Origin of the sequence: Thermococcus sp. CX2, assembly GCF_012027555.1 — an archaeon.
GTDB lineage: Archaea > Methanobacteriota_B > Thermococci > Thermococcales > Thermococcaceae > Thermococcus.
In genome coordinates this window covers 1-25,033 of the sequence record NZ_SNUQ01000005.1, presented here as the reverse complement: position 1 = coordinate 25,033, position 25,033 = coordinate 1, and the positions used below count along the sequence as shown (strand labels likewise).

Here is a 25,033-nt window from a genome sequence, read left to right as displayed (position 1 = left end):
CCGCCCAACTATTAATGCAGAACTCCTGTTGGTGATAGTATGGTTGTGGAAAGGAAAATGACTAGGAAGTTTCTGGAGGAGGCCTTCGCTGGCGAAAGCATGGCCCACATGAAGTACCTTATCTTCGCCGAGCAGGCGGAGAAGGAGGGCTATCCTAACATAGCCAAGATCTTCAGAGCGATAGCCTATGCCGAGTTTGTCCATGCCAAGAACCACTTCATAGCCCTCGGGAAGCTGGGCAAGACTCCCGAGAACCTGCAGGAGGCCATAAACGGGGAGACCCACGAGGTCGAGGAGATGTACCCTGTCTTCAAGAACGCGGCCGAGTTCCAGGGCGAGAAGGATGCCGTCAGAACAACCCACTACGCCCTCGAGGCAGAGAAGATACATGCTGAGTTCTACGCGAAGGCAAAAGAGAAGGTCGAAAAAGGCGAGGACATAGAGATAAAGAAGGTTTACATCTGTCCCGTTTGCGGCTACACCGTCGTCGATGAAATCCCCGAGAAGTGCCCGGTGTGCGGTGTTCCTGGGGATAAGTTTGTGATCTTCGAGTGATTTCTTTGTTTTTCTTAATGAACAAGTTTGAAACGCAAACCTTATAAGGCCCGACTAATAACATTAGAGTGAGGTAATAGGAATGGCAAAGTGGAAATGCATAGTTTGTGGATACATCTACGATGAGGATGAAGGCGACCTGGACACCGGAATCGAGCCGGGAACCAAGTTTGAAGACCTTCCCGAAGACTGGGTCTGCCCGCTCTGCGGCGCCCCCAAGGACATGTTTGAAAAGATAGAGTGAGGTGGTAGAGATGCTGAGCGGAACCATAAAGAGTGGAGACTGGAAGGGAGAAAAGCACGTGCCCGTTATAGAGTACGAGAAGGACGGCGACCTCATCAAGGTTGAGGTCAGCGTCGGCAAAGAAATCCCGCACCCGAACACTCCCGAGCACCACATCGCCTGGATCGAGCTTTACTTCCACCCCGAGGATGGCAACTTCCCGATTCTCGTCGGCAGGGTTGCCTTCACCAACCACAGCGACCCGCTCACCGAGCCGAAGGCTATCTTCTTCCTCAGGACCCAGAAGAAGGGCAAACTCTACGCCCTGAGCTACTGCAACATCCACGGCCTCTGGGAAAACGAGGTCGCGCTTGAGTGAAAGCTCAGGCCCCAGCCCCCATCCTTTCTCTTTTTTCCATTGTAGCTCTTCTCGAAAGCTTTATCTACTTCCACTGAGAAAGTGTAAAAGTAAAAACACGTAAGGCGTTGGGAAGATGTTAGATCAGCTAGTGATGAGAATCGGCGGGGCGATTACTCTTCTTGGAATTGCCCTCACGTGGCTCACCTTCAGAAACCTCGAGAGGAGCGACATCAGTAATACCGACCGTTGGAATACTGGACAGACCTGACCAGGAAGGCTTTTAACCTGACATACTGATTTCATGACCGGTGGAGAAGATGAAGGTTTACATGCCCAATCGAGAGTGGCCGGAGCACTATAAGGCCGTTCTCGACGAGCTGAGGAAGATAACTGACCCGATCACGGGGGGAGACATCCTCGATTCAGGTGTCATAGCCGGCCTAGAGGTCGGGGAGGACACCCTGAAAATCTGGCTCAACTTCGAGAGCCACGCCGAGTACAACATAACCGGCCAGTCGGCGATAGCATACTCCAAGATAATCGGTGACATCATCGAGCGCTTTGCCCTCGTCAAGTTCGACAACGTCTATGTCTACGACCTCAGGAACAACCCTGTCGGAGTTTTTGAGAACAAGAAAGGCTATACGATCGAAGATTTGAGCTCGGAGAAGGTCTGAGCTATGGGGCTCTTTGATCTCCTGAGGTCGGGGAAAAGACCAAAATCAGGACCGCGTAAGGATCTGCCTCCAGAGGTTCAAAGGGTAGTCGAGATTCTGAAGAAAGTTAAGGATCCGGAAACTGACGTTAACATCGTGGATGAGGGACTGGTCTACGGCCTGACGGTTGAAGGAGATAGGGTTGACGTTTTCCTCCTCATGGCCCGCTCCACTCCAGAATGTCACGCCTGCCAGATGCTGGCGATAAACGTACAGAACAAGATTCTGAACGAGATCCTTCAAATTCTCAAGGAGGAAGGCTTTAATAAAATAAAGGTCTATAACGAACTTGGACTGTTGCTTGCGGAGGGATGATTTGTGGTTCCACCTGAACTTGATGAGGGGCTTCCCCTCGAAAAGGCCGGGGAGTTCTCGCTTCAGGAGCTCCTCGGAATGGCCATCAAGGCCGAGATTGGAGCGAAGAAGTTCTACAAGAGCCTGGCAGAAAACATGGATATGGAGGCTCTTGAGGAGAAGGTGAAGTGGCTCGCGAGAGAGGAGGAGAAACACGAGAAGTTTTTGAGAGAACTCTACGCCAACATGTTCCCGGGCGAAGAGGTGGTCTTCCCGAAGGAACACATAGGTCCTGAGCTTAAGCCCGTTGCCCGGGAGCTTCATAAGGTCGAGGACATCATAGATCTTGTACGCTGGGCCATGAAGGCCGAGGAGATAGCCGCGGAGTTCTACGGCAGGCTTGAGGACATGGTGGACACTGAAGAGAAGAAAAGGCTGATGCGCTATCTCTCCAACATGGAAAGAGGCCACTACTACACGCTCAAAGCCGAATACGAACTCCTCCTAGACTGGACAATGTATTCCCAGATGATGAACGTCGGGCCTTGAGTTTAACGTTCCGTGTACACCTACCCACACCAGACAGCTAGCGCCCTGACAGGGGCAATAAAAGGAAAGGTCAGAGCTCGACCTTTATGCCAGTCTCCTCCTCGACTTCCTCAAAGCCCCTCTTCATATACTTGCCCAGCTCAGGGTCGAGCTTGAGGAGTAGAGCTAAAAACTCACCCACGTGCTCCTTCTCCTCGTTGGCCACATCCAAGAAGGTGTGCTTTACAGCCTCGTCATCAATAAGCTCCGCGAACTGCTCGTAGAAGTTGATGGCATCGAGCTCGGCCATTATGGCCCATCGAAGGGCCTGGGCGATTTCCCTTTTGGACAGTTTCTCTTTGTTTATGGAAATCGGGTTCATTCCCAACATTCACATCACCAAACTATGTTTTGATCTATATCTTGATAACGTTTTCTAAAACCTCATTTCAAAAACTCCGAAACGTATGGGCCTTCTCCGGGTTTCCTTTCTGAAATGCCCGCTTTATTTCCGATTAAAAGCTTCTCGAACCATGCTTCATGTTCAACATATCAGTTGATCTTGCCCAAGACAGGAAGAAGTACAAAGCTGTTAATGTTCTTCTCGACTAATCCACCTCTAGGCTGAAGTCCTGATAATCCATCCATATCCCGGTCTTCATGACGGCATCATACTGGGCCTTTAAAAGCTCGTAATGAGCTTTCTCAACCTTAGCCAGCTCACGGAAGATCCTCCTCACGTTCTCGTCCTTGGCTTCCTCAGCGGCCTTCTCGTAAAACTCCCATGTGAGCTTTTCCTGCTCCATACCAATCTCAACGGCTTTGACCTCACTGAGCTCGCCTTCATACTTCGGCGTCAGCTTTTCTAAAGTATCTTTATCAACCGCCGGAAGCTTGCATTTTTCTACGAGCTTTTCAGCGAATTTTTCTTCAAATATATCCCAGTGTCCGGCTTCTTCTCCAGCCAGAAACAGGAACATCTTCCTTGCTCGCTCCTCTTTTGCATTTCTCGCCATTTCAAGGTAGAACTCCAGCTCGACCTTCTCAACTTCAAGGGCAAGAGCAAGTGCCTCAAGCTCGTCCATGCTACCACCAATAAATATTTAGAGCCCAGAGCTATTAACTCTTTTGGGGATAAAAATGGAGATTGTCAGAGTAGAAAATCCCCTATCAATTAAAGACGAACTGATGAGCTTTGTTTTCAGTGTGTATCAGTCTACCGGAGGGGCCTATCCAGCCCTTGAATGGGTCGAAAACAAGCCGAGTATTGACGATTTCGAGGGCTTCAAAAAAGTCTACGAGCCATTCCTCGAGTTTCGGCTGGGAGAAGAGTTCGACGAGCTCTACGTCGGAAGGAAAGATGGGAGAGTAATTGGAACGGTCGCCCTCGTCTACAACCTGGAGGGCAAAGACGTCTGGTGGGTACCAGAGGAGATTAAGAGCGAGAGAACGGGCCTCATAGAGTTCTTCATGGTTGATCCTACCTACAAAGGTAAGGGCTACGGTTCAAGGCTGCTGGAATTTGCAATAAACCGCCTAGGAGAGCTTGGAAAAGACGCCTATGTGATAACCTTCCCCAACCTAGAAGCTTACTCCTACTACCTCAGGAAGGGCTTCGAAAAGGTGATGGACTACAAGGAGTTCGTGGTGCTGAAATATAAAGGTCAGAGAAGGAAGCTGTAAACTGCCAGTAGGATTTGGAGGGTTAATAGAAGCACCGCAATCATGGCCAAACGCTTGTGCCGATTCCTTGTAATTTTTCTTGCCAAAAAAGCCCTGCCGCTTAAGGCCGTGAGGAGGAGGTAGAGGTAAACGAAGAGTCCGAGCGCTCCGTGTGGAGAGAGGGCTCTGGTTGTGTAGAGCATGTAGCCGATGCCGATGGTTAGCAGGATAACGGTAGTGTAGATGAAGGTATGGTGCATCTTTAGGTTGTGGCTTTTTGCGTAGCGTATTCCAATGAGAGCGCTCAGCAGTGCTGAAATCTGGATTATGGCATGTATCTGGAATGGCTCCATTGGAATCACCATCTTGGAGGTATAGTCATTATCAGATCTCATCCAGCGTGAGTTCACCATTTCCCCTGGCTATGTTGTGCTTTTGGGTAAAGCTGTCGCTGTCCGCCATCGCAAAAATAAAGTTTATCTTCTGCCCCGGCTTGAAGGCATTGTCATACTGATCGCCCGTATCAAGCTTTCTCTTGAACTCTATAACGGTGTAGCCGTTCTCCTCTTTTCCAGCGAAGGCCAGAATATCGTTCGTTCCGCCCAGCTCCCCATCAGGAGGGTGAGGCCCATAGGTCCCCGTCGAGTACGCGTCTATGACCACGATCTGACCATCCTGCACCCAGCCGAAGATCATGTCGGCATCCTTCATTGCAACGCTCGGCTCAAACCCTATTGCCACCCAACCCGTCGTCTGCCCCTTGAGGGCCACGTAGAGGTACTCCCCATCGTTCCTCCAGTGTACAACAAACTTGCCATCGGCAAGTGAGAGCTTATGGGAGTATTCGTTTTCCCCGATAACGCCGTCTGCTTTCCACTCACTTAGAGTTGTCGCCGTAGAAACTGAGGAAGATGTTGTTGAAGTACTCTCACCGCCTATGCATCCGCTCAGAAAAACCACAAAAACAAAAATCAAACCCAACAAAGTTCTCTTCATTAGGTTCACCTAAAATAATCAGTTTTTCTACATATATAAACTTTTTCCCCAGTATCACAGTTATACACAGTTTGTGCCCAAATTGCAGGACATTGCTAAAAATATGCCCATATATTTGGCACATAGTGTTACATAAAAAGGATAATTCGTTAATAAAATTTCGGCCTTGTCTACCTTTGCTTTGCATGCCCATGCTGGGTGGAGCATTTTTAATAAGATCAAAAAAGCTAAGAATTTAGGTAAAGTATAGTATCTACAGTATCCTGGGCTTATGCTATATGGAGTGACGTGAACGGGGCTCAGAAGTTGAAGTTGATGTCCTTCATGAGCTGGTCGTAGAACTCCTCCTTGTAGAGCTCAGGATAGCGCATTATGTAGTCGTACTGCTTCCTGAGGATGTTGTAGTGGTTCCTCTCCATATCTGCGAGCATCTCGAGGATGAGCCTGGTCTTCTCGGTGGCAGCGTAGCCTGCGAGCTCCTTGTAGAGCTTCTCGCTGACGAGTTCAGCCTGCATAGCTATCTCGTAAATCTCATCGATGTTGGCATCGGGCTTCTTGATGACTTCGGCCATCTTCTCGGCTATGACCTTGAACTCGGCCATAACATCGATCTCTATCTTCTTCGGCTCAGTCCTCTCGCCCTCGAACTTCTCGGCCATTTTCTCGATTATCTCGCGGTGTTTGTCTTCCTCCTTCGCCAGGAAGAGAATTTCGTCTCTTATAATGTCGCTTTTAATTACAGAAGCGAGTTTTTCGTAGGCTTCCTTGGCCCTAATCTCAGAGCTTATGGCAATCTCAAAAACCTCTTTGTCGGTTATCTCCATGCAAAATCACCATATCTACCTCGCTTTCAAGTCTATTAACATTTTCGGAAGACTCATAGGCGGTCATTTTTGGGTATATCTGTCAAGTTCTTCGCGCAGTTTTTAGATATTATGACAAGATTCTCACGCATTGCAGACATCTTGACAGAAAATCATTGGATAAGCTTAAATACTGTAACAAACACTCCCCAATCTCAGACTGGGGGGATCAACATGAAAGACAGAAAAGTGCCCAAAAACTCGAAAATTATATCCACCAAGTTGAGCTACTGTAACATATCCGCTTTTCTGGTGAGCTACTGCCATCATCATTGACTGTTCTAGAGCATTTAGCTTGGTTAGGCGCTATTTAGCAGGGGATATTTTCATCCAAAAGCTCTTGGAGGGGTTATTGTGAAGAAGGATTTGTTTTCCGAATCAGAGAGGCTAGCGGATATTACAAAATATTTAAGGCGGACATTTGAGCTTTGGGGTTACAGAGAGATATTTTTGCCGACGATAGAAGAGTTCAGCGAGGAGCTGAGAAAAGGAACAAAATTTGCGTACAACAACGGATTTTATGTAATAAAGCCAGACCTGACATCTCAGATACTTGCAAACCTCAAAGAGCCTAGGAAACTTAAGCTCTACTATATCAGCGAAGTGTTGAACGGCGGGATTAGAGGGAAATGGCAGGCTGGAGTGGAGTTCATCGGCGGAGAAGACATCAAAATGCAGGTCGAGGTTCTTTTAACTGTTATAACTTCCCTTGAGGCGCTCGGCATTGAGGACTTTTACATCGACGTCGGCAGCCTAAAAGTCTGGGAAAGTGCCGTTGAAGGAGTTGAAGAATTTAGGGCAGAGATCTTCAGAGCCCTGACGAGGAGAAACTTCGAAATTATCGAGAGACTGCCTATAAGTGAAGAAAAAAAGGAGGAGCTCTGGCAGCTGTTCAACTTCAGAGGAAAGAGCTGCGGATATGAAAAGCTCAACAAAATTATCGAGGCCCTTGACGACAGGAGGGTCTTCATAGATTTCGGCACGATAAGACCCCTGCCCTACTACAGCGATGTAATCTTTGAGGTCTATTCTCCAAAGATTGGCAAGCCCTTGGGCGGCGGAGGCGAGTATGTCTTCAAAGGTACAAAAGCCTTTGGATTCGCCTTTGACTTAAATGCACTCTCAAAACTCTTTGACGGCAAAATAGAGAAGAGCAGAAAGAGAATCAGAGGGGAGCTGAAGGAAGCGTACAAGCTTGCAAAGGAGCTTGTTAAGCTCGGCATTCCGGTGGAGGTGGAAGAATGAGGTTCGTCCTGCCCAAAGGAAGATTGTTCAAGGGTTCGCTTGAAATCCTCAGAAAAGCAGGCGTTGAGCTTAAACCACCAGAGACCCGGGAACTGATAGTGAGAAACGGCAGGTATGAGCTTCTCCTTGCGAGGGCTTTTGATGTGCCCGTGTATGTAGAGCACGGCATAGATGTCGGCATAGCCGGAAGCGATGTCGTGGAGGAGAGGGGGAGCGACGTCCTCGTTCCTCTTGAGCTGCCTTTTGGGAAGTGCCGCTTGAGCCTGGCGATGCCCAAAGAAAATGCAGTCAGCGTTGAAGAGATGGACGGGTTCAGGATAGCCACCAAATATCCAAACCTCGCGAGGAAGTTTTTCGAGAAGAATGGAGTTGAAGTTGAAGTGATAAAGCTTCACGGGAGCATTGAGCTCGCTCCAAAGATCGGGATTGCAGATGCCATCGTCGACATAGTCGAGACTGGAAACACGTTAAGGGCTAACGGCTTAGTTGAGGTAGAGAAGATTATGGACGTTTCGGCTTTGCTTTTGGTGAACAGAATCTCCCAGAAGACGAAGTTTGAGGAAATTAACGAGCTCGTTTTAAAACTTAAGGAGGTTGTTAGAGATGGATTTTGAGCTGGAAAGCTACGTGGCTGGAATTTTGAGGGATATAAGGGAGAGGGGCATCGAAGCGGTGAAGGAATACTCAAGGAAGTTCGACGGCTACGAGGGCGAATTTCTGGTAAGCGAGGAGGAGTTCGAAGAAGCTGAGAGGCTGATTCCAGAAAAAGACAAGGAGATCATCAAGCGTACAATAGAGAGAATCCGCTTTTACCACGAGAAGCAGCTTGAGAACGATAAGCTCTACATGAAGAACGCCTCGCTTTACGGCATAATCTACAAGCCAATTAGGAGGATAGGAATCTACGTTCCGGGAGGAAAGCCTCTGCCCTCGACGCTCATGATGGTCGGGGTTCCGGCAAAGATAGCGGGCGTTAAGGAGATAGCGGTGACAACGCCCCCGAAGGACGGCAAAATCAACCCCTACGTCCTCTACGTGGCAAAGCTCCTCGGCATTAAAGAGGTCTACAAGCTCGGCGGGATTCAGGCGATTGGAGCAATGGCTTACGGCATTGGAATGAAGAAAGTGGACAAAATCTTTGGTCCGGGCAACAAGTTCGTGAACGAGGCAAAGAGGCAGGTTTTCGGTGTTGTGGGAATTGACAGCTTGGCTGGACCGTCGGAGATAGCAGTTATAGCCGATGAGAGCGCGAACAAAGAATACGTCCTCTACGACTTACTCTCCCAGCTTGAGCACGGAAAGGACAGCAAGGCCTGGCTCCTGACGACTTCAAGAGAGCTGGCAGAGTACTGCAGCAGGGACGGAATCGAGGTCGTTCTCTGTGAGAGCCTTGAGGAATGCGCCGAAAAGGCTAACGAGATAGCTCCCGAGCACTTGGAGATAATCACCGAGAACCCGATGGGACTGGTTGACCTCATAGACAACGCGGGAGCGATATACCTCGGAGAGTACACGCCCGTGCCAGCGGCTGACTACTTCCTCGGCGTCAACCACGTCCTTCCGACAGGAGGAGCAGCGAAGTTCAGCGGAGTTTTAACAGTTATGGACTTCATGAAGAGGATTAGCTTAGCCTACGTCAGCAGAGAGGAGTTCTTGGCGGAGAGATATCTAGGAATTCGCCTGGCTGAAATTGAAGGACTTGAGATACACAAAAGGAGCATGGAGGTTAGAAGATGAGGCGCAAAACGAAAGAGACCGACATAACCGTGGAGATTGGCGTTGAGGGGGGCATAGAGACGGGAGACAGAGTGTTCGACCACCTCCTCACCGCTTTATTCTTTTACATGGAGCAGAATGTCAGCATCAGGGCGAGCTACGATTTGAGGCACCACCTATGGGAAGACCTGGGTATAGTCCTCGGAGAGGAGCTTAGGGAGAAAATTAGGGGCAAAAAGATAGCGCGCTTCGGAAATGCCGTAATGCCTATGGACGATGCATTGGTTCTGGTAGCCGTGGACATCTCAAGGCCCTACCTCAACCTTGAGCTTGACGTGAAGGAGAGCGAAGAGGGCTTTGAGGTTACGCTCGTCAGGGAGTTCCTCTGGGCGCTGGCGAGGACGCTGAATGCAACAATCCACGTGAAGCAGCTGGCTGGAATAAATGCCCACCACATAATCGAAGCGACCTTTAAGGGACTCGGCATTGCTTTAAGACAGGCTTTGAGAGAGAGTGAGCGTTTGGAGAGCACAAAGGGGGTGCTGTGGTGATTGCAATAGTTGATCTCGGCATAGGTAACTTGGCCAACGTGAGGAAAGCCCTCGGAGGAGTAATTACGAGCGACCCCTATGAAATAGAAAAAGCTGAGAAAATAGTCCTGCCCGGGGTTGGAAACTTTGGAGCTGTGATGGAGAAGCTTGAGCCTTTGAGGGGAGTTATCTTGGATGCTATAAACGACGGGAAGCCGTTCCTTGGGATATGCCTTGGACTTCAATTGCTGTTTGAGTGGAGTGAAGAAAGCAGGGGTAAAGGCTTAGGTGTCTTCGAGGGTAACGTTGTGAGGTTTAGAGGAGTCAGAACGCCGCACATAGGCTGGAACCAGGTGTGGCAGAAAAAAGAATGCAAGCTCTTTGAGGGCATAAAGGACGGAGCTTACTTCTACTTTGTCCACTCCTACTACGCCCAGCCGGCAGATGAGGGCATAATCGCCGGAGTTACCGATTACAAGTCCAAGGGGAACGAGGTCGTCTTTACCTCGGCAGTCTGCAGGGACAACGTCTTCGCGGTGCAGTTCCACCCTGAAAAGTCGAGCAGAAACGGGTTGAGACTTTTAGCAAACTTCAGGAGGTTGTGAGATGAGAATTTATCCAGCCATTGACCTCATGGGCGGAAAAGCCGTGCGCCTCTACAAGGGGCAGAAGGAGAAAGTGAAGGTCTACGGTGATCCTGTGGAGATAGCAAGCAGATTTGCGGAGCTCGTTGATAAAATCCACGTCGTGGACTTAGACGGGGCTTTCACAGGGAAGCCACAGAACCTTGACGTTGTGAAGAAGATAATAGAGGAAACAGGGCTTAAAGTCCAGGTCGGAGGGGGCTTCCGCTCCTATGAGAGCATAGCAAAAGCATACGAAATCGGCGCCGAGAACGTCATAATCGGCACGAAGGCCTTCGACCTCGAGTTCCTGGAGAGGATAACCGGCGACTTCAACGGAATAACAGTCAGCCTCGATGCGAGGGGTGGGAAGATAGCGGTTAAGGGATGGCTCGAGGAGAGCTCGCTTAAGGTCGGGGAAGCCTACGAGATGCTCAGGGAGTACGTGGACAGGTTCATCTACACCGCAATCGAGAGAGACGGCACGCTGACGGGGATAGAAAGCATAGAGCGGTTTTGGAAGGATGAGGAGTTCATCTACGCCGGGGGAGTTTCGAGCGTGGATGATGTGCTCAAGCTGAGGGAGGTCGGCTTCTCTGGAGCCATAGTCGGAAAAGCCCTCTACGAGAGTGAGGTTAGCCTGAAAGAGCTTCTGGAGGTTCTGAAATGTTAGCCAAAAGGATTATCGCTGCTCTTGACATAAAAGAGGGGAGAGTCGTCAAGGGGATAAAGTTCCAGAACATCAGAGACGCTGGCGACCCAATAGAGCTCGCCAGGAGATACGAGGAAGAAGGGATAGATGAGATAGTCTTCCTCGACATCACGGCATCGTTTGAGAAGAGGAAAATCCTGCTCGACCTCGTTAAGCGGATAGCGGAGGAAATATACGTCCCCTTCACCGTCGGAGGGGGGATAAAGAGCGTCGAAGAGATAAGAGAGATAATCAAAAGCGGAGCGGATAAAGTTTTTCTCAACACTGCCGCAGTGAACAACCCTGAGCTCGTGAGGGAAGCAGCAAAGGTTGTCGGCTCTGCGAATTTAGTGATAGCGATTGATGCAAAGTGGAACGGGGAGTACTGGGAGGTTTACACCCACGGGGGAAGGAAGGCGAGGGGGATTAACGCAGTAGAGTGGGCCAAAGAAGTCGAGAGGCTTGGTGCCGGTGAGATACTGCTCACGAGCATGGACACCGATGGGACCCAGAAGGGCTTTGACATTCCCTTAACCAAAGCCATCGTTGAAGCGGTTGATATTCCAGTCATTGCCTCCGGCGGCGCTGGAAGTCCGGAGCACTTCTACGAAGCTTTCAAGATTGGAACAGAGGCTGCTTTAGCAGCTTCAATCTTCCACTACGGGAAATACACGGTCAGAGAGCTGAAGGAGTATTTGGCTGGGAAGGGCATACCCGTGAGGCTGGACTACTGAGGTGGTAGCATGGAGGAGCTGATTAAGAAGGCCAACTGGGAGAAGAACGGCGGAATCGTCCCCGTAATCGTTCAGGACACGAGGGGAGAAGTTTTAACGCTGGCCTACATGAACAGGGAAGCATTGAGGAAAACGCTTGAAACGGGCTACGCCCACTACTACTCGCGCTCACAGGACAGAATTAGGATGAAGGGGGAAGTCAGCGGCAATGTTCAGAAGGTCAAGGAGATAAGGATAGACTGTGATAACGATGCCCTGCTTTTAATTGTTGAGCAGGTTGGTGCTGCATGCCACACGGGAAATTACTCATGCTTTTACAGAAAGTTGGGGGAGCCTGAGAGAATCGCCGGCGGAATAGACTACTCGCTCACAATCCTGAGAGAGCTTGAAGAGCTGATAAAGCAGAGAAAGGAGAAGCCCCTTGATGGCTCTTACACCTCAAAGCTCTTTGCTGAAGGGAAAGAGAAGATTTACAAGAAATTCGGTGAGGAAGCTGTTGAGGTTCTGGTTGCAGAGAACAGGGAAAGGATAATCTACGAGACTGCTGATATGCTCTACCACCTCTTGGTTCTCTTAACATACAATGGCATAAGTTTGAGTGAGGTTATGGCTGAGTTAAGGAGGCGCAGGAAATGAGGATTAGTCCTCTTGTTAAATCTTTCCAGCCCTATAAAGTTCTGGAGGGAGATTACAGGATATGGCTTGACAAGAACGAGAACCCCTTCGATTTGCCGCCCGAGATAAAGGAAGAAATCTTCGAAGAGCTTAGGAAAACCCCTTTCAACCGCTACCCCCACATAACCTCGATGCCCCTCAGGGAAGCAATAGCCGAGTTTTATGGGGTTAGTCCGGAAAACGTTGCCGTTGGAAACGGCGGGGACGAGCTGCTGAGCTATCTCATGAGGATTTTTGATGGAGAATATGTGGTAACGACGCCTCCAACCTTTGGCATGTACTACTTCTACGCAAAGCTGGACGGAATTCCCATTGTAGAAGTACCCCTAGATGAGAACTTCATAATGAACGGAGATAAAATTGCTGAAAAGGCAGAAAAGGCAAGCCTCGTGTTCATAACATCCCCAAACAACCCAACAGGCAATACCCAGCCAAGGGAGGAGATAATTAAAGTTCTCGATACCGGGGTGCCGGTTGTTCTGGATGAAGCCTATGCGGAGTTTTCGGGAGAGAGCTACGTTGATCTGATCGATGAGTACGATAACCTAATAATCCTGAGGACGTTCTCAAAGGCCTTCAGTCTGGCCGGGGCGAGGGTCGGCTACTTCCTGGCAAGCGAAGAAATAGTTGACGCTCTATACAGAATCAAGTCTCCCTTCAGCCTGAACGCCCTAACTATGGTAACGGCAAAGGTCATGCTGAGGCACTACGATGTAGTTATGGAAAAGGTGAATTACATAATTAAAGAGCGCGAGAGGATCTATCGGGAGTTCAAGGACTACGCGTATCCGAGCGAGGCCAACTTCATACTGATGAAGCTCAATGCCTATGAATTTTTGCTTGAAAAAGGCATCGTGGTGAGAAAGCTCGGCGGAAGATTGGAGGGATACATAAGGGTTACCGTCGGCAGAAGGGAAGAAAATGATGAGCTGATTGCGGCGTTGAAGGAGTTTGTGGAGGGGATAAAATGAAGTGGCTGATATTTGACATTGATGGGGTTTTAATCGACGTAAGGGAGAGCTACGACTTGGCAACCAAGCTCACCGTCGAGTACTTCCTCGGGCTCTTTGGGGTTAAGAAGAGAATCAAGCTAGACTGGATAAGGGAGCTGAGGCGGAAAGGAGCGTTTGGCGACGACTTCAAGGTTAGCGAGGCCCTCATACTCTTCGCCATGGCCGGGGACGTGGAGGAACTCATCGGAGAGTTTCCCGCGGGGGAGGGCATAGACTGGGTCCGCGAACGGTTTGGAGTGGGGCTCTTCAACGGGAGCATAGAAAGAGTCTTCAACACCTTCTACCTCGGCGAGCACTACCCGGGAAGGCTCTTCGACTTCGATGGCCTCTGGAAGAGAGAGAAGCCAATAGTAAGGGCGGAACTGCTCGAGATGGCCAAAAAGCGGTTCAAGCTCGGCGTTATAACTGGGAGAAGCGCCTTGGAGCTTGAGCTGGCGGAGAAGCTCATAGGCTTCCACTTCGAGAAGGCTGTGACGAGGGAGCTCTACGTGAAGCCCGATCCGAGGGCAATATGGCACCTCACCCGGGGTGAAGGGGGAGTTTACATAGGGGACACCGTGAACGACGAGCTCCTGGTTAGGAACTACCGGGAAAAATACGGGGCAGATTTCGAGGCCATCATAGTGGGAAGAGACGTTGAGGATGTAAACGAGGCAATGGAGACGCTGTTGGGGTGATTGGTTTGAGAATAGCCGTTATAGGTGCTGGGACAATAGGCGGGGCGGTCGCAAAAGCTTTGGCTGAGGCGGGCCATTCTGTAATCGCAACGCGCAGGAACACCGAAAAGGCCAGGTGGTTAGAGGAACACGGCGTCAGGGTCATCAGGAATAACGTCGAGGCCGCGGAATGGGCGGAGGTAGTTTTCATAGCAGTCAAGCCAAACAAAGTGGCAGGAATCCTTGAGGAAATTGAGAAAGCCATAAGGGGCAAGCTCGTGGTTTCACTGGCCGCGGGAATTCCCCTTAAAAGCCTCAAACGACTGGCACCGAAAGCCAAGTTCGTGAGGGCAATGCCCAACATAGCCATTTTAGTCAAAGAGTCATTCACGGCCTATACCTCAGATGGACTGAGCGATGAAGATACAAAAACTGTTGAAAGTCTTTTTAGTTCCTTTGGAAAGTGTCTAAGGGTCGAAGAGGAGCATATGGATGCAATAACTGGCCTAAGCGGTTCGGGGCCAGCGTATGTCTCCGTGTTCCTGGAGGCCATGATTTATGGCGGGCTCAGGGTTGGCCTCTCAAGGGACGTTGCCAAGCTTGCCGCGGCACAGACCCTGCTCGGGACAGCGAAGCTCCTCCTAGAGAGCGAAAATCATCCAGCGGAAATTAGGGATATGGTAATAACGCCGGGAGGGACCACAATAGATGGTATCTTTGAGCTGGAGGAAGGAAAGATAAGAACGGCCATAATGAAAGCCGTTGACGCCGCGACAAAGAAGTCCAGGATACTCTCAGTGGAAATCAAAAAGTAGCAGACCCCTACACAAAAATAAGGGTATCGAAAGTGATTATTATCAAAGCCATCAAGTAATAAAATAACCCCCACACCCTAAGCGTGAAGTATTAAAACAGAGAACTATGCCTCTTATAACCCTTATATTGTCAATAACGTATATATACAGCTAACACATAGTTCCTCATAGGTGAGTGGTTTTAGGTGAGCATTATGGGAAGGGTATCCACAGGAATAAAAGGTCTGGACGAGATGCTTGGAGGTGGACTAATTCCGGGAAGAACGTATCTGGTTAAAGGTGGTCCTGGAACCGGGAAAACTACCCTCACCATCCAATTTCTCATGGAAGGCGCGAAGAACCACGAGAACGTTCTCTATGTGACGCTTGAAGAGCCCCTCAAAATTTTAAAGGAGGATATGGCCAGGCTGGGCTTTGATTTGAATAACCCAAAATTCAGAGCAATCGATGCGACTCCGGTTACAGAAAGGACACACCTCTTTGCAGGAGCTTTCTATGAAGAGTTTGGGAAGAGTTTTGAAAAATTAACGAACGCAATCCGTAACAAGGTTGAATTCGAACATTATTCAAGGGTAGTTATCGATCCACTAACAATGCTAAAGCTCACCGTAAAGGAAGAACTAGAGTACAGAACAACGTTCATAAGTTTTCTGAAGTCACTTTCGGAGCTAAACGCTACCGTGATGATAACTTCCGACCTGAAAACCAGTGACATAGAGGAATACCTAGTGAGCGGGGTCATAGAACTGAAGACCATTGAAGTAAACGGGAGGCTGCTGAGGGGAATTATGATACGGAAATTCCGTGGAAGTTCTTTTGACGAGCAGATTAGACCATATAAAATAACTGATCACGGAATTGAGGTATATCATACTGAAAACATCTTTGTTGAGTGACGGGGATGAAGACGGGAATAAAAAAGCTCGACAAGTTGTTGAGTGAGGTTCCAGAGGGAAGTACGATCCTAATAGAGACTATAGGTACTTTAGGCGAGGAGATAGCGGCAAGTATGCTACGAACTCACAAGGAAAACGCCGTGGCGTTCGTTACACCCCAGCTCAGGGAAAAGTTCGAGAAACGCTTTAATCTACAGAAAATAGAGATGGTAGTTCTTGGACGAGACATGTATCAGGAGGAACTTTATCAGATATCCCACATTCTCAGGAACCTCCCTGAAGGCTCAAGTGTGGGATTCTTCCTGCTCCACCCCCTCATCGTTTTCCAGCCTTCGAGCATTGTATTCAAACTATTTTCAGAACTCGTTACGATAGTTCAAGAAAAGAAGGCAGTCATGGTAGTTCTGCTTGACAAAAGGCTCATCGACAGCAGAAGCTTGGCCATGTTCGAGAACTATGCCACTTACGTTATAGACATCATTGAGGAGGTCAAAGGATTCAAGATAACCCGTGGACTTAGAATAAAAAAGTCTCCCAGTGGTGGAACTGATTTTTATGAATTTGAAATCAAGGATGGGAAAGTCACAATAGGCGATCCAATTAGATGAACGCACCATGGTGCAGTTCACACCCTAGAACAGTAACGTTGATGGTCTATACCAGCCTGCTCTTTTCCATGTTTTCCAGATTTTCAAAGAAATGGCGAGGACTGGGGCTCTACAGCCCATGGAGCAGTTCTTATCTCCATTGGGTTTCCGGTATACCCCCAGACACGCACATAGAAGAGAACGTGCTTGCAGTGCCCGGTATAGCCAAACTGTCACTCTACACAACCGACAGTTTCCTCCACATTGGGGGGACCTTGCTCCCGCTTGCTATTATGGAACTCATATTCCAGTAACGTCCAGCGGCAGATTTTTAAAAGAAAGGATAAAGCGACCAATATGCTCTACCTGGAGATACTCGGAAACCTTCCAGAGATGGCCAGGGATGAAGTTAAGGCTATGCTCGAGCTCTCGGGCGGTGAAATAGCGGGTCAGGATTATCTGTTTCTCAAGCTCGACGCCGATGAGAGGGCTTTCCCCTACCTGAACCGCCTCGGCCTGGCCCATGAGTATGGAGAGCTCTTAATCGAGGCCGACTCCCTAGAGGACCTCCTGGAAAAGGCCAAAGAAATTGAGTGGCCGATAAGCGGAACCTTCAAGGTGGACACAGAGACCATGGCTAACTGCAGGTATGACGTTACCGACCTTCCAAGGAAGCTGGGGGCGGTGATACACGGCAAAGGTTTCCGCGTGAACCTTTCGAAACCGGACACCCTTGTGAGGGTCTACTGCGGCGAAAAGCTCTACGCGGGGATAAGATACCACTTCTTCAACCCCAAAGACTTTGAAAGGAGAAAGGCCCACCACAGGCCGTTCTTCAGGCCGATTTCACTCCATCCAAGGATTTCAAGGGCGCTGGTGAACCTGACGAAGGCTAAAAGAGAGCTTCTTGACCCCTTCATGGGCGCCGGCGGGATACTCATGGAGGCCGGCTTAATCGGCCTCAAGGTTTATGGTATTGACATAAAGCCCGAGATGGTTGAAGGGGCAAGGCTCAACCTCGAGCACTTTGGTGTTAAGGACTACGAACTCAGGCTCGGAGATGCCACGAAGCTTGAGGAGATGTTTCCAGGAAAGAAGTTTGAAGCCGTTGCCACGGACCCGCCCTACGGAACCTCGGCGACCCTGGCCGGAAGAAAACGCGACGAGCTCTACAGGAAGGCCCTGAGAAGTATCTACAATGTCCTTGAAGACGGCGGCAGGCTGGCGATAGCCTTTCCAACGAGCTTCGATGGGGAAAGAGAAGCCGAGAGGGTGGGCTTTAAGCTGGTGGGCAAGTATTACCAGCGTGTGCACAAGAGCCTGGAGAGGTATTTCTACGTTTTCGAAAAAGAATAAAGCTCAGTCCTCAAGCCAGATCTCAAGCCTCTGCTTGCCTTTTCCGAGGCTGGAGCGCTTGAGCTTCTTGAGGTGTCCTATCTCCTTTATGTCCTTCACGTGCGTCCCGCCGCAGGGGATGACCTCGAAGTCCCTTATCTGGGTGTATCTCGTCTCCCCTTCCCACCATATCTTCATTTCGCCGCCTTCATCAACGTACTTGTTAAAGAGCTCGATGATTCTCTCCTTGTACTGGTTGACGTTTTCCGGATAGAGTATGTCATACCTACCTTTCTCGACGCTCATCCCGCTGCCGTAGAGCTCCCAGTTGCCTTCCCCAAGAACCTCATTGAGGACGTGCTCGAGGAGGTGCATGGCCGAGTGGATGCGCATGAGCTTGTACCTGTAGTCCCAGTCTATTTTGAGCTCGACCTCGTCACCGGGCTTGAACTTCTCCGGCTCAGCAACGGCGTGCCAGACGTTTCCAGCATCGTCCTTATAGACGTCCAGAACTTCGACGCCGTTTATCGTTCCCCTGTCGTGGGGCTGACCGCCGCCGGTAGGATAGAACACCGTCTGGTCAAGGAGGAGTGCACCCTCCCTAACCTCAAGAACCTTTGCCCTCGCGTCCCTCATGTAAGCGTCCTCGTAGTAGAGCTTCCTCGTCACTTCCACCACCATAGAAAAGTTGGAGAACAGGTTTAAATGAATATCGAAAAAGAAAGAAAGGCTCAGCGCTTCTTCCATATCGCAACCGCGAGGCCTATGAGAACCAAGGCCCCCACTATGCCAGCAATCTGGGTCGTGGTGAGGTTTTTCTTTTCCTCGGGCAGGGTGTATTTGACGGTGGCGGTCGTGTAGTTGGCCAAGAGCTCCTTCACGTCGTCTGCTGGAGCTCCGTAGCGGAGGAAGACGTTCGATGTGATTTTTATCGTCCTTCCCTCGACAACGGTGGTGAGCACGAACCTGTTGCCATTTAAGTCCCTGCTCACGTTCTGGGGAACCTCCAGTATCTCCGCCCCCTCAGGGAGGTTAATCGTCAGATCGAGGGTGTGGTTCACCTCGTACTCAATCCTGTCGCCGAGGCCGTTGGTGATGCCCATGGTCGGGTCAAAGGAGTAAACGTAGGAGCCGTTCACGAACTTGGTGAAGTTCCTGACGAGGTATTCGGCGTCGATTATCAGCGGCGCGTCCGTCTCGTTGAGGCCGAGGATGGTAACCTTGCCGTGGTCGACGAGGGCGCCCTGATAACCTAAGGCTATCGAGTACGTCCTGAGGATGTACTCGGTGACGTTCCGGACGCCGTAGGCGACTATCTCAGCTTTCCTCGCAAGAACCTCTGACTTAGGCTCGATGTACTCGTCCTTCATGTGGAGCCTTATGGTACCGTTTGCGTAGACGTCAAGGGTAACGTACTCGTTCATAACACTCCTCTGGTACTGCTCTTCGCCCTTGTAGGGGGCCTTGTATCTGATGTAGTAGTCCTTGTAGTCCCCGAAGAGCGCCTGGTAGCCATCTGGTGGCAGGAAAGGCTCAAGGTAAATCTGGGACTTTATTATGACCGTATCGTCCTGGGCTTCAGCGGTGACGAAGAACCTGCTCTGGTTGTACTGCTTTGCAAAGGGCCTCGGATAGCTCAGGAGGGTGGCATTTTCGGGAAGCTTCACGATGAAGGTGTTGTTGATATCGATTGCAAAGGGGAGGCCAGTGTCTGGAATGGCAAGCGTGGCGTAGCCCCTCGTGGGGTCGATTTGAACCTCCCAGTAATCGCCGTAGGAGTAGTACTTGGCGAAGTCCAGGGCTATGGCGTTGAAGACTATCGTGATGTTATCGCCGCTCTCTATGCCATAGGACTTTATGCTCTCGTTCACGAGCTTCATGCCGGCCTGGGTAAGGCTCTCTATATACCTCCGGAGCTGCTCCTGTTCGAACTTCTGAATGGCCTCCTCGATGGTCACGTTGCTCTGATTCGTCTCGTTGAGAATCATCTCTATTTGCTTCTCTATCTCGTCCTTTGGGCCCAGCCAGACGGTTTTCATGGTTATGTTAGCGCTCCCGTTGGGCAAAATCTGAATCGTAAACACGAAGTTTTGCTTGTACGTTTTGGGCTGGAAATCCTCCGCAAGCCCGAAGTTCGAGCCGATGAGAGGAGTCAGCAGAATCGCGGCAAGAAACACCGCCAGCACTCGCTTCATTACACATTACCTCCATTCTATCTGTGCTGGTAGTTAGCGCCACTTTGGAGTATTTAACTTTATCCCAGAGAGGCCAGAAGAGAAATTAATCCAAAATCTGGAAAAAGGAAGAAGAGCGAAGGGTTCAGTCCCTCCACTTGGAAGAGTCCAGTTCTCCCTCCGTCTTGGCAACAATGGTCGTTCCTGCCAGGTCGCCGGTGACGTTTACCATCGTCCTGCCCATGTCAAGGATTGCGTCGATTCCGAGTATCATGGCATAGGCTAAGGCTACCGGACTCCCCTCAACGAGCCCGAGGCCGACACTCTGGAGCACCATGGCCAGCATTATGGCTCCCGCACCCGGAACGCCAGCGGTTCCGATCGAGGCGAGTACAGCTGTGAGGATGACCACGAGCTGCTGCTCGAGCGTCAGCGGCTGGCCTATCGCGTTCGCAACGAAGAGCACCGTGACACCCTGGTAGAGCGCCGTTCCGTCCATGTTTATCGTTGCACCGAGCGGCAGGGTGAAGGAGAATATGCCCCTGTCAACGCCCATCTCCTCTTCAGCCACGCGCATTGTAACTGGCAGCGTTCCGCTGGAACTCCTGGTAACAAAAGCAGTAATCATGGCGTCCTTGGCCTTCTTAAGGAACTTAAGCGGGTCGATGCCGAAGACCTTGAGCAGGACGCCGTAGACCAAGAGTATCTGGAGGATGAGGCCAAGGTAAACCGCTACGACGACCTTGACAAGCGGTCCGGCGACGTTCGGGCCGAACTGGCCGATGACGTAGTAAATCAGAGCAAAGACACCTATTGGAGCGTACTGCATGACGCCGGCGACTATCTTGTACATCGCCTCGGCGGCGGCATCCATAACTCTGAAGAGCGTCTCGGCTGAGCTTCTGATCCTTTTATCTTCACTGTTCATGAGGTAGCTGATAGCTATCCCAAAGACTATGGCGAAGAATATTGTGGGCAGAACCTGGCCGCTCGAAAGTGCTGCGAAGGGGTTGGTCGGGACGATGTTGAGGAGCGTCTGGACGAGCGACGGAGCCTCTGCCTCTATAGCCTTTCCAGCGCCGGTTCCCAGGTTTATTCCGGTTCCAGGTTTGAAGATGTTGCCCATCAGCAGTCCAAAGAACACCGCAAAGGCTGAGGTGACCAGATAGTAAACGATTATCTTGACGCCCACCCTTCCGAGCCGCGCTGGGTTGATGCTGGCGGCGCCAACTACTAGCGAGAACAGTATTATCGGCATCACGAGCATCTTCAGCAGGCGTATGAAGAGGTCTCCGAGCGGCTTGAGCGTCGCTGAATACCCCGGAAGGAGCAGACCCAAAACAACACCTAAAATAAGGCCCGCGAGGATTTTATGTAAAACCGGAATTTCAAGATAGGTTTTCAGCAGCCCCTTCCCCACTGACTTCACCCCCTATCTTTGAGCGCCAAATGGCACTAATGTATTTCTAGGGGCATTATATTAATGTTTTGTTGTACAAAGTTGGCATTTTGTCAAAGGAATGTGTTATCATGAATCCAATGGAAACACCTTGACGAACCAAGAGACACAGCAACTCGCATCCGCTGATTTGACGACAAAATCCAAGGGCAGCACTCATATACGAATTCTTCCTCTCTCTGAACCTAAACGAAGCGCAGGGAAACGTCACCGTAAAGAACCCTCACCCTACCCCCCGAGGTCTCTAGGATGAGCGCCCCATCGTCGTCTATATCAACGGCTTTCCCTACGAGCTCGATCCCCTCTTCAATGACTTTAACTTCCCTGCCCAAGACAAGGCTCCTCTCCCTCACGGCGGAGATTATCTCCCCGTATCTCCCCTCAAGGAAGACTGTGTACCAGCGATCAAGACGCTCAATTAGAACGCGCAGGACTTCGTCCAGCTCGGCCCTCCGGCCCAGAACGGCCTTCATGGAAGTTGCCATCCCCTTCAGCTCCTCCGGAATCTCGTTGTTCACGTTGAGGCCAATACCAAGAACGACGAACTGACTAAGCCGTCCTTCGGCGAGGATACCGCAGATCTTCTTTCCGTTTACCCATACATCGTTGGGCCATTTTATGTCCGCTTCAATTCCGAATTCCCCGAGAGTATCGGCAACGGCCAGGGCCCCAATGAAGACGAGCTTTGGGATGTCTTCAGGCCTGCCCCTTGGCTTTAGGATAACGCTCATCCAGAGGCCTCCCTCGGGGGAAGCCCAGGTACGACCTTTCCTCCCTTTTCCGGCGGTCTGTCTGTCCGCTACCACCACTGTTCCATCTGGCTCGTTGAGAGCGATGAGCTTGGCGTACTCGTTGGTTGAATCTACTTCAGGAAGGTGGATTATTTTACGGCCAATAATTCCACTGCCCAGTCCAGACATCAAACCACCACCGAGGGAAATCCTCTGGGAGGCTTAAACAACTTTCTATCAAGGAAAACCTTAAATCCTCCAAGATATATATCACTCTCGGTGATTAGTATGGATGCCTACCAGAGCGTTGGGATTAGAAGAAGGTTGAAGCGATTCTTCCGCAGAGATGGGAGGGCGCTGATATTCGCGATGGACCATGGCTTTGAACACGGACCTACCGATTTTGAGGAGTACTGGGAGCACGTTAATCCAAAAATCATCATAAGAAAGGTCATGCGCGCAGGAGTAGATGGTGTGATGATGCTCCCTGGCCTCGTGAGGTTCGCGGGCGACGAGGTTAAGCCCGACAGGGGGCTCATGATAAAGCTCACCAGCAAGACCAACCTGAGGCCAAAGGATGAGCAGCTCCTACAGAGCCAGCTCGGTTTTGTTGAAGACGCGATTAAGCTCGGCGCCGACGCCATAGCGGCGACCGTCTACTGGGGCAGCCCGCAGGAGGACGTTATGATGCGCCAGTTCGCCGAGATAGCGAGCTACGCCCACGACCTCGGCTTCCCGGTTGTGCAGTTTGCCTATCCGCGCGGCCCGTACATCAACGAGAAGTACGGCAAAAAGGAGGACTATCGTGTTGTTATGTACGGCGCGAGGGCGGCCGTTGAAAGCGGAGCCGACATGATAAAGACCTACTGGACGGGCTCAAAGGAGACCTTCGCCAAGGTGGTCGATGCCGCAGCAGGAGTTCCAGTCCTTCTGAGCGGTGGCGCTAAGACCGAGAATCCAGTTGACTTCCTTAGGGTGGTTTACGACGTCATAGAGGCCGGCGGAGCTGGGGCGGTTGTCGGCAGGAATATCTTCCAGCGTGAAAACCCAGAGCCACTCATCAAGGCCCTCATAAGAGTCATCCATCGCAACGAAGAGCCAGAAGAGGCTGCCAAGGCCGAAGGGCTTCTCTGAGCATTTTCTTCTGCTCCCTTCTTTTCGGCGTTTGACGGAAAATATGTCCTCTAACGTCGGAACTTTTTTAAGTCAACTGATGTTTAGAGGGGCATATACGGAGTAAACAACAAGGAAGCAGGTGATCACGAATGGTGGAGATAGTAGATACCACATTTAGGGATGCGCACCAATCGCTCATAGCGACGCGCCTCAGGACAGAGGACATGCTGGCCGTAGCTGAGAAGATGGACAGGATAGGATTCTACTCCATGGAGGTCTGGGGAGGGGCGACCTTCGACGTCTGTATTCGCTATCTGAAGGAAGACCCCTGGGAGAGGCTCAGACTTTTGAGGGAGCACATAAGGAAGACGAAGCTCCAGATGCTCCTCCGCGGTCAGAACGTTGTAGGCTACAGACACTACCCCGATGACGTCGTGGAGAAGTTCGTCGAGCTGGCCCACAAGAATGGGATAGACATCTTTAGAGTCTTCGATGCCCTCAATGACGTCAGGAACATGGAGGTGGCAATAAGGAAGGCCAAAGAGGTGGGTGCCGAGGTTCAGGGCGCCATAGCCTACACCACTGGCCCGATATTTACCCTTGAATATTACATGAAAAAGGTGGAGGAGCTCCTAAAGCTGGACGTCGATGTCATAACCATCAAGGACATGGCGGCTTTGCTAACTCCCCAGAAGGCCTACGAGCTGGTCAGAGAGATAAAGGAAACCTACGGTGTCCCAGTTAACGTTCACACCCACTCGACTACGGGAATGGCCGTCGCGACTTACCTGAAGGCTGTCGAGGCCGGAGCGGACTTCATTGATACAGCTATAAGCCCCCTCGCCTTCGGAACTGCCCAGCCCGGGATACAGACGATATGGCACGCACTGCCTGAGGCAGTCGGCTCTCACCTCGACAGGGACTTAATCCACGAGGTTTCCCGCTACCTCAAAAAGCTGCTTGAGGAGAGGTACTACGGCCTGCTCCACAAGGAGGCCCTCATGGTGAACCCATACGTCCTGAAGTACCAAGTTCCTGGGGGAATGTTCTCCAACCTCATAGCTCAGCTCAAGGAGATGAAGGCTCTGGATAAACTCGACGAAGTGCTGGAAGAGATTCCGCACGTGAGGGAGGACCTCGGCTGGCCGCCGCTGGTTACACCGACGAGTCAGATAGTCGGCACTCAAGCTGTCCTCAACGTTCTCTTCGGAAGATACGAGAGGATAACCAACGAGGTCAAGAACTACATCAAAGGCCTGTACGGGAGGCCCCCGGCGGAAATAAACCCCGAATTGAAGGCAAAGGTTCTCGGGGACGAAGAACCGATAGCGGCAAGGCCAGGTGAGCTTCTGGAGCCGGCCTTGGAGAAGTGCAGGAAGGAGCTTGAGGAACTCGGCTATCTGGAGAAGGAAGAGGACGTTCTAACTTACTGCCTCTTCCCACAGGTTGCACTGGAGTTCTTCAAGGTCAGAAAGGAGGGGGTTAGAAAACCGGAAATCCCGAAGACTGCCCAGAAGTTTAAACTGTACATCGACGGTGTTGAGTTCGAGGTTGGCGTTGAAGGAGTTGACCTGAGCGCCCTCAAGTATCTGCCTCAGATAGCAAGTGCCGGTACTCCCGTCCCGGCAGTTCCGAGTGCTCCAAGCGTCCCCTCTAGCGTCCCGACTCCGGCTCCCTCTCCTGTCCCAGCACCAGCAGCGCCAACTCCAGCACCGGCAGGTGAGGGAGTAGTTACTGCCCCAATGCCGGGCAAAATCATCAGGATATTAGTCAAGGAGGGCGATGAAGTCAAAACCGGCCAGGGACTACTCGTCCTCGAGGCCATGAAAATGGAAAATG

General features: G+C 50.7%; 33 protein-coding genes. 24 read left to right on the top strand and 9 right to left on the bottom strand.

The features are described 5' to 3' along the window. Nucleotides 1-39: 39 nt before the first annotated feature. From E3E23_RS08890 to E3E23_RS08865, 7 genes are all read left to right on the top strand, one after another. Nucleotides 40-555 carry a rubrerythrin family protein gene (locus E3E23_RS08890; protein ID WP_167908111.1) on the top strand — a complete coding sequence of 172 codons (516 nt, stop codon included), beginning with the start codon at nucleotides 40-42 and terminating at the stop codon, nucleotides 553-555. Between the two features lie 82 nt (nucleotides 556-637). Further along, nucleotides 638-799: a rubredoxin gene (rd, locus tag E3E23_RS08885; RefSeq protein ID WP_167908110.1), complete on the top strand. Its 162-nt coding sequence runs from the start codon at nucleotides 638-640 to the stop codon at nucleotides 797-799. 10 nt (nucleotides 800-809) lie between these two features. Further along, complete coding sequence (locus tag E3E23_RS08880; protein WP_167908108.1) at nucleotides 810-1,157, top strand: class II SORL domain-containing protein; 348 nt, start codon at nucleotides 810-812, stop codon at nucleotides 1,155-1,157. A gap of 115 nt (nucleotides 1,158-1,272) precedes the next feature. Then, entirely contained in the window at nucleotides 1,273-1,407 is a 135-nt protein-coding gene (locus E3E23_RS10085) for a hypothetical protein (RefSeq protein ID WP_256366236.1), read from the top strand. A gap of 49 nt (nucleotides 1,408-1,456) precedes the next feature. Beyond that, nucleotides 1,457-1,816: an iron-sulfur cluster assembly protein gene (locus E3E23_RS08875; protein ID WP_167908163.1), complete on the top strand. Its 360-nt coding sequence runs from the start codon at nucleotides 1,457-1,459 to the stop codon at nucleotides 1,814-1,816. A 3-nt stretch (nucleotides 1,817-1,819) separates the two neighbouring features. Further along, nucleotides 1,820-2,170 carry an iron-sulfur cluster assembly protein gene (locus tag E3E23_RS08870; protein WP_167908106.1) on the top strand — a complete coding sequence of 117 codons (351 nt, stop codon included), beginning with the start codon at nucleotides 1,820-1,822 and terminating at the stop codon, nucleotides 2,168-2,170. Between the two features lie 3 nt (nucleotides 2,171-2,173). Next, on the top strand, nucleotides 2,174-2,698 hold the full coding sequence (locus E3E23_RS08865; protein ID WP_167908099.1) for a ferritin family protein: 525 nt from the start codon (nucleotides 2,174-2,176) through the stop codon (nucleotides 2,696-2,698). Between the two features lie 70 nt (nucleotides 2,699-2,768). On the opposite strand, the gene E3E23_RS08860 is transcribed toward E3E23_RS08865, so the two are convergent. Beyond that, entirely contained in the window at nucleotides 2,769-3,068 is a 300-nt protein-coding gene (locus E3E23_RS08860) for a ferritin family protein (protein WP_167908098.1), read from the bottom strand. A gap of 217 nt (nucleotides 3,069-3,285) precedes the next feature. Continuing rightward, entirely contained in the window at nucleotides 3,286-3,762 is a 477-nt protein-coding gene (locus E3E23_RS08855; protein WP_167908097.1) for a ferritin family protein, read from the bottom strand. A 55-nt stretch (nucleotides 3,763-3,817) separates the two neighbouring features. Here E3E23_RS08855 and E3E23_RS08850 point away from each other — a divergent pair, with 55 nt between their 5' ends. Next, nucleotides 3,818-4,360, top strand: a complete 543-nt coding sequence (locus E3E23_RS08850; protein ID WP_167908095.1) for a GNAT family N-acetyltransferase — start codon at nucleotides 3,818-3,820, stop codon at nucleotides 4,358-4,360. On the opposite strand, the gene E3E23_RS08845 is transcribed toward E3E23_RS08850, so the two are convergent. From E3E23_RS08845 to E3E23_RS08835, 3 genes are all read right to left on the bottom strand, one after another. Continuing rightward, nucleotides 4,342-4,734 (bottom strand): hypothetical protein, encoded by a 393-nt coding sequence (locus E3E23_RS08845; protein ID WP_240920785.1) that lies wholly within the window; start codon nucleotides 4,732-4,734, stop codon nucleotides 4,342-4,344. The two genes, E3E23_RS08850 and E3E23_RS08845, sit on opposite strands and share 19 nt — an antisense overlap. Continuing rightward, nucleotides 4,724-5,335 carry a DOMON domain-containing protein gene (locus E3E23_RS08840; RefSeq protein WP_167908093.1) on the bottom strand — a complete coding sequence of 204 codons (612 nt, stop codon included), beginning with the start codon at nucleotides 5,333-5,335 and terminating at the stop codon, nucleotides 4,724-4,726. The genes E3E23_RS08845 and E3E23_RS08840 overlap by 11 nt, the downstream gene beginning before the upstream one ends. A gap of 299 nt (nucleotides 5,336-5,634) precedes the next feature. Next, nucleotides 5,635-6,159: a ferritin family protein gene (locus tag E3E23_RS08835; protein ID WP_167908091.1), complete on the bottom strand. Its 525-nt coding sequence runs from the start codon at nucleotides 6,157-6,159 to the stop codon at nucleotides 5,635-5,637. A gap of 393 nt (nucleotides 6,160-6,552) precedes the next feature. On the opposite strand from E3E23_RS08835, the gene E3E23_RS08830 reads away from it, so the two are divergent. From E3E23_RS08830 to E3E23_RS08765, 14 genes are all read left to right on the top strand, one after another. Beyond that, nucleotides 6,553-7,443, top strand: a complete 891-nt coding sequence (locus tag E3E23_RS08830; RefSeq protein WP_167908089.1) for an ATP phosphoribosyltransferase regulatory subunit — start codon at nucleotides 6,553-6,555, stop codon at nucleotides 7,441-7,443. Continuing rightward, nucleotides 7,440-8,057 (top strand): ATP phosphoribosyltransferase, encoded by a 618-nt coding sequence (gene hisG / locus E3E23_RS08825; RefSeq protein ID WP_167908087.1) that lies wholly within the window; start codon nucleotides 7,440-7,442, stop codon nucleotides 8,055-8,057. The genes E3E23_RS08830 and hisG overlap by 4 nt, the downstream gene beginning before the upstream one ends. Next, entirely contained in the window at nucleotides 8,047-9,180 is a 1,134-nt protein-coding gene (gene hisD / locus E3E23_RS08820; RefSeq protein ID WP_167908085.1) for a histidinol dehydrogenase, read from the top strand. The genes hisG and hisD overlap by 11 nt, the downstream gene beginning before the upstream one ends. Further along, nucleotides 9,177-9,710, top strand: a complete 534-nt coding sequence (hisB, locus tag E3E23_RS08815; RefSeq protein ID WP_167908083.1) for an imidazoleglycerol-phosphate dehydratase HisB — start codon at nucleotides 9,177-9,179, stop codon at nucleotides 9,708-9,710. Before hisD ends, hisB begins: the two co-directional genes overlap by 4 nt. Next, nucleotides 9,707-10,294 (top strand): imidazole glycerol phosphate synthase subunit HisH, encoded by a 588-nt coding sequence (hisH, locus tag E3E23_RS08810; RefSeq protein ID WP_167908081.1) that lies wholly within the window; start codon nucleotides 9,707-9,709, stop codon nucleotides 10,292-10,294. The genes hisB and hisH overlap by 4 nt, the downstream gene beginning before the upstream one ends. 1 nt (nucleotide 10,295) lies before the next feature. Further along, nucleotides 10,296-10,985 carry a 1-(5-phosphoribosyl)-5-((5-phosphoribosylamino)methylideneamino)imidazole-4-carboxamide isomerase gene (gene hisA / locus E3E23_RS08805; protein WP_167908079.1) on the top strand — a complete coding sequence of 230 codons (690 nt, stop codon included), beginning with the start codon at nucleotides 10,296-10,298 and terminating at the stop codon, nucleotides 10,983-10,985. After that, on the top strand, nucleotides 10,979-11,737 hold the full coding sequence (gene hisF / locus E3E23_RS08800) for an imidazole glycerol phosphate synthase subunit HisF (RefSeq protein WP_167908077.1): 759 nt from the start codon (nucleotides 10,979-10,981) through the stop codon (nucleotides 11,735-11,737). Before hisA ends, hisF begins: the two co-directional genes overlap by 7 nt. Before the next feature lie 9 nt (nucleotides 11,738-11,746). Then, nucleotides 11,747-12,373, top strand: coding sequence for a bifunctional phosphoribosyl-AMP cyclohydrolase/phosphoribosyl-ATP diphosphatase HisIE (gene hisIE / locus E3E23_RS08795; RefSeq protein WP_167908076.1), 627 nt, complete (start codon nucleotides 11,747-11,749; stop codon nucleotides 12,371-12,373). Next, nucleotides 12,370-13,383 carry a histidinol-phosphate transaminase gene (gene hisC / locus E3E23_RS08790; RefSeq protein ID WP_167908075.1) on the top strand — a complete coding sequence of 338 codons (1,014 nt, stop codon included), beginning with the start codon at nucleotides 12,370-12,372 and terminating at the stop codon, nucleotides 13,381-13,383. The genes hisIE and hisC overlap by 4 nt, the downstream gene beginning before the upstream one ends. Then, entirely contained in the window at nucleotides 13,380-14,102 is a 723-nt protein-coding gene (locus E3E23_RS08785; RefSeq protein ID WP_167908074.1) for an HAD family hydrolase, read from the top strand. The genes hisC and E3E23_RS08785 overlap by 4 nt, the downstream gene beginning before the upstream one ends. 5 nt (nucleotides 14,103-14,107) lie before the next feature. Further along, nucleotides 14,108-14,896: a pyrroline-5-carboxylate reductase gene (proC, locus tag E3E23_RS08780; RefSeq protein WP_167908073.1), complete on the top strand. Its 789-nt coding sequence runs from the start codon at nucleotides 14,108-14,110 to the stop codon at nucleotides 14,894-14,896. A 194-nt stretch (nucleotides 14,897-15,090) separates the two neighbouring features. Further along, the gene (locus tag E3E23_RS08775) at nucleotides 15,091-15,792 is read left to right on the top strand and encodes an ATPase domain-containing protein (RefSeq protein ID WP_167908072.1); all 702 of its coding nucleotides are present in this window, start codon (nucleotides 15,091-15,093) and stop codon (nucleotides 15,790-15,792) included. A gap of 5 nt (nucleotides 15,793-15,797) precedes the next feature. Then, complete coding sequence (locus E3E23_RS08770; protein ID WP_167908071.1) at nucleotides 15,798-16,400, top strand: hypothetical protein; 603 nt, start codon at nucleotides 15,798-15,800, stop codon at nucleotides 16,398-16,400. 336 nt (nucleotides 16,401-16,736) lie between these two features. Continuing rightward, the gene (locus tag E3E23_RS08765; RefSeq protein ID WP_167908070.1) at nucleotides 16,737-17,735 is read left to right on the top strand and encodes a TIGR01177 family methyltransferase; all 999 of its coding nucleotides are present in this window, start codon (nucleotides 16,737-16,739) and stop codon (nucleotides 17,733-17,735) included. A 3-nt stretch (nucleotides 17,736-17,738) separates the two neighbouring features. On the opposite strand, the gene E3E23_RS08760 is transcribed toward E3E23_RS08765, so the two are convergent. The 4 genes from E3E23_RS08760 to E3E23_RS08745 form a co-directional block, all read right to left on the bottom strand. Further along, nucleotides 17,739-18,383, bottom strand: a complete 645-nt coding sequence (locus E3E23_RS08760; protein ID WP_167908069.1) for an alanyl-tRNA editing protein — start codon at nucleotides 18,381-18,383, stop codon at nucleotides 17,739-17,741. Nucleotides 18,384-18,445: 62 nt separating this feature from the next. Then, complete coding sequence (locus E3E23_RS08755; protein ID WP_167908067.1) at nucleotides 18,446-19,909, bottom strand: exodeoxyribonuclease VII small subunit; 1,464 nt, start codon at nucleotides 19,907-19,909, stop codon at nucleotides 18,446-18,448. A 124-nt stretch (nucleotides 19,910-20,033) separates the two neighbouring features. Then, nucleotides 20,034-21,308, bottom strand: a complete 1,275-nt coding sequence (locus tag E3E23_RS08750; RefSeq protein ID WP_167908066.1) for a dicarboxylate/amino acid:cation symporter — start codon at nucleotides 21,306-21,308, stop codon at nucleotides 20,034-20,036. 224 nt (nucleotides 21,309-21,532) lie between these two features. Continuing rightward, nucleotides 21,533-22,267 carry a biotin--[acetyl-CoA-carboxylase] ligase gene (locus tag E3E23_RS08745; protein ID WP_167908065.1) on the bottom strand — a complete coding sequence of 245 codons (735 nt, stop codon included), beginning with the start codon at nucleotides 22,265-22,267 and terminating at the stop codon, nucleotides 21,533-21,535. A gap of 99 nt (nucleotides 22,268-22,366) precedes the next feature. Here E3E23_RS08745 and fba point away from each other — a divergent pair, with 99 nt between their 5' ends. Together fba and E3E23_RS08735 are read left to right on the top strand one after the other, a co-directional pair. After that, nucleotides 22,367-23,212, top strand: a complete 846-nt coding sequence (gene fba / locus E3E23_RS08740) for a class I fructose-bisphosphate aldolase (RefSeq protein ID WP_167908159.1) — start codon at nucleotides 22,367-22,369, stop codon at nucleotides 23,210-23,212. A gap of 131 nt (nucleotides 23,213-23,343) precedes the next feature. After that, on the top strand, nucleotides 23,344-25,033 hold a 1,690-nt coding region (locus E3E23_RS08735), incomplete at its 3' end, for a pyruvate/oxaloacetate carboxyltransferase (protein ID WP_167908064.1).

Bases quoted from the DNA above. Each gene is read 5' to 3' on its own strand.
- E3E23_RS08890 (WP_167908111.1), top strand. From the start codon at position 40: ATGGTTGTGGAAAGGAAAATGACTAGGAAGTTTCTGGAGGAGGCCTTC.
- rd (WP_167908110.1), top strand. From the start codon at position 638: ATGGCAAAGTGGAAATGCATAGTTTGTGGATACATCTACGATGAGGAT.
- E3E23_RS08880 (WP_167908108.1), top strand. From the start codon at position 810: ATGCTGAGCGGAACCATAAAGAGTGGAGACTGGAAGGGAGAAAAGCAC.
- E3E23_RS10085 (WP_256366236.1), top strand. From the start codon at position 1,273: ATGTTAGATCAGCTAGTGATGAGAATCGGCGGGGCGATTACTCTTCTT.
- E3E23_RS08875 (WP_167908163.1), top strand. From the start codon at position 1,457: ATGAAGGTTTACATGCCCAATCGAGAGTGGCCGGAGCACTATAAGGCC.
- E3E23_RS08870 (WP_167908106.1), top strand. From the start codon at position 1,820: ATGGGGCTCTTTGATCTCCTGAGGTCGGGGAAAAGACCAAAATCAGGA.
- E3E23_RS08860 (WP_167908098.1), bottom strand. From the start codon at position 3,068: ATGTTGGGAATGAACCCGATTTCCATAAACAAAGAGAAACTGTCCAAA.
- E3E23_RS08855 (WP_167908097.1), bottom strand. From the start codon at position 3,762: ATGGACGAGCTTGAGGCACTTGCTCTTGCCCTTGAAGTTGAGAAGGTC.
- E3E23_RS08850 (WP_167908095.1), top strand. From the start codon at position 3,818: ATGGAGATTGTCAGAGTAGAAAATCCCCTATCAATTAAAGACGAACTG.
- E3E23_RS08845 (WP_240920785.1), bottom strand. From the start codon at position 4,734: ATGAGATCTGATAATGACTATACCTCCAAGATGGTGATTCCAATGGAG.
- E3E23_RS08840 (WP_167908093.1), bottom strand. From the start codon at position 5,335: ATGAAGAGAACTTTGTTGGGTTTGATTTTTGTTTTTGTGGTTTTTCTG.
- E3E23_RS08835 (WP_167908091.1), bottom strand. From the start codon at position 6,159: ATGGAGATAACCGACAAAGAGGTTTTTGAGATTGCCATAAGCTCTGAG.
- hisG (WP_167908087.1), top strand. From the start codon at position 7,440: ATGAGGTTCGTCCTGCCCAAAGGAAGATTGTTCAAGGGTTCGCTTGAA.
- hisD (WP_167908085.1), top strand. From the start codon at position 8,047: ATGGATTTTGAGCTGGAAAGCTACGTGGCTGGAATTTTGAGGGATATA.
- hisB (WP_167908083.1), top strand. From the start codon at position 9,177: ATGAGGCGCAAAACGAAAGAGACCGACATAACCGTGGAGATTGGCGTT.
- hisA (WP_167908079.1), top strand. From the start codon at position 10,296: ATGAGAATTTATCCAGCCATTGACCTCATGGGCGGAAAAGCCGTGCGC.
- hisF (WP_167908077.1), top strand. From the start codon at position 10,979: ATGTTAGCCAAAAGGATTATCGCTGCTCTTGACATAAAAGAGGGGAGA.
- hisIE (WP_167908076.1), top strand. From the start codon at position 11,747: ATGGAGGAGCTGATTAAGAAGGCCAACTGGGAGAAGAACGGCGGAATC.
- hisC (WP_167908075.1), top strand. From the start codon at position 12,370: ATGAGGATTAGTCCTCTTGTTAAATCTTTCCAGCCCTATAAAGTTCTG.
- E3E23_RS08785 (WP_167908074.1), top strand. From the start codon at position 13,380: ATGAAGTGGCTGATATTTGACATTGATGGGGTTTTAATCGACGTAAGG.
- E3E23_RS08775 (WP_167908072.1), top strand. From the start codon at position 15,091: ATGGGAAGGGTATCCACAGGAATAAAAGGTCTGGACGAGATGCTTGGA.
- E3E23_RS08770 (WP_167908071.1), top strand. From the start codon at position 15,798: ATGAAGACGGGAATAAAAAAGCTCGACAAGTTGTTGAGTGAGGTTCCA.
- E3E23_RS08765 (WP_167908070.1), top strand. From the start codon at position 16,737: ATGCTCTACCTGGAGATACTCGGAAACCTTCCAGAGATGGCCAGGGAT.
- E3E23_RS08755 (WP_167908067.1), bottom strand. From the start codon at position 19,909: ATGAAGCGAGTGCTGGCGGTGTTTCTTGCCGCGATTCTGCTGACTCCT.
- E3E23_RS08745 (WP_167908065.1), bottom strand. From the start codon at position 22,267: ATGTCTGGACTGGGCAGTGGAATTATTGGCCGTAAAATAATCCACCTT.
- fba (WP_167908159.1), top strand. From the start codon at position 22,367: ATGGATGCCTACCAGAGCGTTGGGATTAGAAGAAGGTTGAAGCGATTC.